This window comes from Vreelandella songnenensis (assembly GCF_003002925.1).
GTDB classification, from domain to species: Bacteria; Pseudomonadota; Gammaproteobacteria; order Pseudomonadales; family Halomonadaceae; genus Vreelandella; species Vreelandella songnenensis.
Genome location: NZ_PVTK01000022.1, coordinates 1 through 5,868 on the forward strand (window position 1 = coordinate 1; position 5,868 = coordinate 5,868).

The 5,868-nt window shown below is 56.5% G+C and carries 6 protein-coding genes; all 6 read left to right on the forward strand.

The features are described 5' to 3' along the window. Window positions 1-729, forward strand: a 729-nt coding sequence (locus B0H98_RS17095; RefSeq protein ID WP_106376211.1) for a tetratricopeptide repeat protein, incomplete at its 5' end; no start/stop codon positions are given. Then, window positions 729-1,739: a tetratricopeptide repeat protein gene (locus tag B0H98_RS16780; protein WP_244183210.1), complete on the forward strand. Its 1,011-nt coding sequence runs from the start codon at window positions 729-731 to the stop codon at window positions 1,737-1,739. The genes B0H98_RS17095 and B0H98_RS16780, both read left to right, overlap by 1 nt. Then, the gene (locus B0H98_RS16785) at window positions 1,739-2,755 is read left to right on the forward strand and encodes a tetratricopeptide repeat protein (RefSeq protein ID WP_244183211.1); all 1,017 of its coding nucleotides are present in this window, start codon (window positions 1,739-1,741) and stop codon (window positions 2,753-2,755) included. Before B0H98_RS16780 ends, B0H98_RS16785 begins: the two co-directional genes overlap by 1 nt. A gap of 164 nt (window positions 2,756-2,919) precedes the next feature. Next, window positions 2,920-3,768 (forward strand): tetratricopeptide repeat protein, encoded by an 849-nt coding sequence (locus tag B0H98_RS16790; RefSeq protein WP_244183212.1) that lies wholly within the window; start codon window positions 2,920-2,922, stop codon window positions 3,766-3,768. Continuing rightward, window positions 3,768-4,778, forward strand: a complete 1,011-nt coding sequence (locus B0H98_RS16795) for a tetratricopeptide repeat protein (protein ID WP_106376212.1) — start codon at window positions 3,768-3,770, stop codon at window positions 4,776-4,778. The genes B0H98_RS16790 and B0H98_RS16795 overlap by 1 nt, the downstream gene beginning before the upstream one ends. Beyond that, on the forward strand, window positions 4,778-5,785 hold the full coding sequence (locus tag B0H98_RS16800; RefSeq protein ID WP_244183213.1) for a tetratricopeptide repeat protein: 1,008 nt from the start codon (window positions 4,778-4,780) through the stop codon (window positions 5,783-5,785). Before B0H98_RS16795 ends, B0H98_RS16800 begins: the two co-directional genes overlap by 1 nt. The last annotated feature ends 83 nt before the right edge of the window (window positions 5,786-5,868 follow it).

Here is a 5,868-nt window from a genome sequence, read left to right on the forward strand (position 1 = left end):
GGCGACCCCTACTCTATGCTGCGCTTGTTTGACGGTGGAGCTTGCGAGCTGGGCGACGTTTGCCCGGAAAACGGCGATGACTGGCCGCAGGAGGCACTCGAACTCACGCTGCCCCAAGCGGAAGCCGGCGACCCGGAAGCCATGGCGGCACTTTATTACATTTATTACTACGTGGAAGATCCTGACGAAGAAGAAGCGCTTACGTGGTTGAATCGCGCGGCCGAGGCGGGCAATGCCTGGGCCATGAACACGCTGGGCAAGCGCGTGCGTGATGACGAGGACGCTTACAGTAGCGATACTGAGCGTCTGGAGGCTGCGGAGGCATGGTTTCGCTTGGCGGCCGAAGCGGGATATGCGCCGGGGATGAACGATTTGGCCGTCGTCTTGAGTCATCTGGAACATTATGAGGAATCTAGAGAGTGGCGAGAAGCATCCTCCAAATCAGGTCATATTAATGGGCGTCGATGGATCGCCGCCTGCAATATAGTGCCCACACTCAGAGACTTTAAGGAATTATGTCGGGCGGCATTAGAGCCAGATCCTGCAAAAGGGTGGGCAATATTGTTGGCAATTCAGGAAGAGGTGCCCGGAAGCTATTCAGATCAAGACCTTGATATCTATAGAGAGCACGTCACCCCCGAACAACGCGCCGAAGGCGAGCGCATGATAGACGATTGGCTGGGCCTGGAACCGCCACTCTCCTATTTCCCCGAGAAATTTGGTCCCTGATGATGTTATTTCCTCGCGCCGGTCTTCTGGCAACCCTAGCCAGCTTGCTCTTAACGCCGTTAACGCTACCACCAGCCTGGGCGTTGGACGATGAAGCGCAAGCCGCCAAAGAGGAGGGGATGCGGCTTTACGGGATTAGAAGGGTAGATTCAGCTATTCCATTTCTTGAGCAAGCTGCTGAAGAGGGCGATGCGGAGGCGATGTACTACTTGGGTGAATCCAACCGCCGCTTGGTGATGGGTAATATGAATCAGGCCTCGCTGGACTGGTATTACCAAGCCGCCCAGCATGGCGACCCCTACTCTATGCTGCGCTTGTTTGACGGTGGAGCTTGCGAGCTGGGCGATATCTGCCCGGAAAACGGCGATGACTGGCCGCAGGAGGCTCTCGAACTCACGCTGCCTCAAGCGCAAGCCGGCGACCCAGAAGCCATGGCGGCACTTTATTACATCTATTTCTACGTGGAAGACTTTGACGAAGAAGAAGCTCTTACGTGGTTGAATCGCGCGGCCGAGGCGGGCAATGCCTGGGCCATGAACACGCTGGGCAAGCGTGTACGCAATGATGAGAATGCCTACAGTAGCGATACAGAGCGCTTGGAGGCTGCGGAGGTATGGTTCCGCCGGGCAGCCGAGGCAGGGTATGCGCCAGGGATGAATGATTTGGCCGTCGTTTTGAGCCATTTGGGGCGATATGAAGATGCTTGGGCGTGGATGCTTCAAGCCTCAGAGGCGGGTCATATTAATGGTAGGCAATGGGTTGCATCTTGTTATATCGAACCTGAAGCACAAGGACGAGAAATGTGTCAGGTAGAAAAACAGCCTGCGAAAGGATGGGCGATTATGCTGGCCAGAAATGAGGAAGTACCGGGTACTTCCTCAGAGCGAGCGCTACGGGTGTATCACGATAGCCTTACTCCCGAACAACGCACTGAAGGCGAGCGCATGATAGACGATTGGCTGGGCCTGGAACCGCCACTCTCCTATTTCCCCGAGAAATTTGGTCCCTGATGATGTTATTTCCTCGCGCCGGTCTTCTGGCAACCCTAGCCAGCTTGCTCTTAACGCCGTTAACGCTACCACCAGCCTGGGCGTTGGACGACGAAGCGCAAGCCGCCAAAGAAGAGGGTATGAGGCTTTACGGGATTAGAAGGGTAGATTCAGCTATTCCATTTCTTGAGCAAGCTGCTGAAGAGGGCGATGCGGAGGCGATGTACTACTTGGGTGAATCCAACCGCCGCTTGGTGATGGGTAATATGAATCAGGCCTCGCTGGACTGGTACTACCAAGCCGCCCAGCATGGGGACCCCTACGCCATGCTACGCCTCTTCGATGGCGGGGCCTGCGAGCTGGGCGATATCTGCCCGGAAAACGGCGATGACTGGCCGCAGGAGGCTCTCGAACTCACGCTGCCCCAGGCGGAAGCCGGCGACCCGAAGGCCATGGCCGCACTGTATTACATTTATTACTACGTGGAAGACCCTGACGAAGAAGAAGCGCTTACGTGGTTGAAGCGTGCGGCCGAGGCGGGCAATGCCTGGGCCATGAACACGCTGGGCAAACGCGCACGTGATGATGAGGATGCTTATGAAAGTGAAACTGCGCAGCTTGAAGCGGCGGAGGTATGGTTTCGCAGAGCAGCTGAACTCGGATATGCGCCATCCATGAACAATCTATCAGCAATTTTAAGTAATTTAGGACGTAATGATGAAGCTTGGGAATGGATGACAGAGGCTTCTGAAGCAGGTCACATAAATGGTAGGCGCTGGACAGCTTCATGCCATATCGTACCTGAAGAAGAAGGACGCGATTTATGTGACTCAGCGCCAGCACCGAATCCTGCTATCGGCTGGGCAATTATGTTGGCTATTGATGAAGAAATTCCAAGGGCCTATTCCAACGATAGTCTTGAATATTACAAAGAAATGCTCACAACCGAACAACGCGCCGAAGGCGAGCGTATGAAAGAGGACTGGCTGGGCCTGGAACCGCCGCTCTCCTATTTCCCCGAGAAGTTTGGCCCCTGATGATGTTACTCCCTCGCGCCGGTCTTCTGGCAACCCTAGCTAGCGTGCTCTTGATGTCGTTAACGCTACCACCAGCCTGGGCGTTGGACGAAGAAGCGCAAGCCGCCAAAGAAGAGGGTATGAGGCTTTACAACGCACACCAACGCTCAAAGAGCCCACCCTATTTGGAAATAGCCGCAGAAGCGGGTGATGCGGAGGCGATGTATTACCTGGGAGAAGTTGATCGTTTGCGTCATATGGGGCTAACCCAAGCGGCGATGGGGTGGTACTACCAAGCTGCCCAACACGGCGAGCCCTACGCCATGCTGCGCTTGTTTGATGGCGGGGCCTGCAAGCTGGGCGACGTTTGCCCGGAAAACGGCGATGACTGGCCGCAGGAGGCGCTCGAACTCACGCTGCCCCAAGCGGAAGCCGGCGACCCGGAGGCCATGGCGGCACTTTATTACATTTATTACTACGTGGAAGACCCTGACGAAGAAGAAGCGCTTACGTGGTTGAATCGCGCGGCCGAGGCGGGCAATGCCTGGGCCATGAACTCGCTGGGTAAGCGCGCACGCGACGATAAGGATGCTTACAGTAGCGATACAGAGCGTTTGGAGGCCGCGGAGGTATGGTTTCGCCGGGCGTCCGAAGCGGGGTATGCGCCAGGGATGAACAACTTAGCCGTCGTCTTGAGTCATTTAGGCCAGCCCGAAAACGCTTGGGAATGGATGACCAGAGCATCTGAAGCCGGCCATATGAATGGACGTGGTTGGCTGGCAGCTTGCAATATCGCGCCCAATGAAGGCGGGCGTGAACTATGCCGAGGAGCCCCAAAGCCAGATCCTGCCGAAGGATGGGCCATCTTCCTTGCTATTCATCAAGAGGTACCGGGTACTTCTTCCGAGAACGCTCTTCGCGCTTATCGGGATAGCCTTACCCCCGACCAACGCGCCGAAGGCGAGCGTATGAAGGAAGAATGGCTGGGCCTGGAGCCGCCGCTTTCCTATTTTCCCGAGAAGTTTGGCCCCTGATGTTACTTCCTCGCTCCAGTCTTCTGGCTACACTGGCCAGCTTGCTCTTGACGCCGTTAACGCTACCACCAGCCTGGGCGTTGGACGAGGAAGCACAAGCCGCCAAAGAGGAGGGGATGCGGCTTTACGGGATTAGAAGGGCAGATTCAGCTATTCCATTTCTTGAGCAAGCTGCTGAAAATGGCGATGCAGAGGCCATGTATTACTTGGGTGAAGCCAACCGCCGCTTGGTGATGGGCAATATGAACCAGTCCGCACTGGACTGGTATCACCAGGCCGCCCAACACGGCGACCCCTACTCTATGCTGCGCTTGTTTGACTGTGGAGCCTGCGAGCTAGGCGACGTTTGCCCGGAAAACGGCGATGACTGGCCGCAGGAAGCCCTCGAACTCACGCTGCCTCTGGCGGAAGCCGGCGACCAGGAAGCCATGGCGGCACTTTATTACATTTATTACTACGTGGAAGATCCTGACGAAGAAGAAGCGCTTACGTGGTTGAATCGCGCGGCCGAGGCGGGCAATGCCTGGGCCATGAACACGCTGGGCAAACTCGCACGTGATGATGATGCTTATAGTAGCGATACTGAGCGCTTGGAGGCTGCGGAGGTATGGTTTCGCCGGGCAGCCGAAGCGGGATATGCGCCGGGCATGAATAACCTCGCTTCTATATTAAATCATCTGGATCACCCTGAGGAGGCCTGGCAGTGGATGACCAAGGCTTCCGAGGCAGGCCATATGAACGGACGTGGCTGGCTGGCTGCTTGTAACATCGCACCCAACGAAGGCGGTCGTGAACTCTGCCGTGGAGCGCCCGAGCCAGATCCTGCTGAAGGATGGGCCATTTTTCTGGCTATTCATGAAGAAGTGCCTGGCACCTCTTCCGAGAACGCATTGCGTGCGTATCGGGATAGCCTTATCCCCGAACAACGTGCCGAAGGCGAGCGTATGAAAGACGAGTGGCTGGGCCTGGAACCGCCGCTCTCCTATTTCCCCGAGAAATTTGGCCCCTGATGATGTTACTCCCTCGCGCCGGTCTTCTGGCAACCCTAGCCAGCTTGCTCTTAACGCCGTTACCAGCCTGGGCGTTGGACGATGAAGCGCAAGCCGCCAAAGAAGAGGGGGTGCGGCTTTACGGGATTAGAAGGGTAGATTCAGCTATTCCATTTCTTGAGCTAGCTGCTGAAAATGGCGATGCGGAGGCGATGTACTACTTGGGTGAATCCAACCGCCGCTTGGTGATGGGTAATATGAATCAGGCCTCGCTGGACTGGTATTACCAAGCTGCCCAACACGGCGACCCCTACGCCATGCTACGCCTCTTCGATGGCGGCGCCTGCGAGCTGGGCGACGTTTGCCCGGAAAACGGCGACGACTGGCCGCAGGAAGCGCTCGAACTCACGCTGCCCCAAGCGCAAGCCGGCGACCCGGAAGCCATGGCGGCACTTTATTACATTTATTACTACGTGGAAGACCCTGACGAAGAAGAGGCGCTCAAGTGGCTGCACCGCGCAGCTGAGGCGGGCAACACCAATGCCATGAACTGGCTGGGTAAGCGAACTCGCAACGACGATGATGCTTATGACAGCGATACAGAGCGTTTAGAGGCGGCGGAGGTGTGGTTTCGCCGGGCGGCTGAAGCGGGGTATGCGCCGGGCATGAATAACCTCGCTTCTATATTAAATCATCTGGATCACCCTGAGGAGGCCTGGGAGTGGATGACCAGAGCGTCTGAAGCAGGCCATATGAATGGACGTGGTTGGCTGGCTGCTTGCAATATAGTACCGAACGAAAGCGGTCGTGAACTATGTCGAGGAGCACCCGCCCCAGATCCTGCTGAAGGGTGGGCTATCTTCCTTGCTATTGATGAAGAGGTGCCGAGTACTTCCTCTGAGCGGTCACTAAGAGTCTATCATGACAGACTTACCTCTGAGCAACGCGCCGAAGGCGAGCGTATGAAAGAGGACTGGCTGGGCCTGGAGCCGCCGCTTTCCTACTTCCCCGAGAAGTTTGGCCCCTGATGATGTTACTCCCTCGCGCCGGTCTTCTGGCAACCCTAGCCAGCTTGCTCTTGATGCCGTTAACGCTACCACCAGCCTGGGCG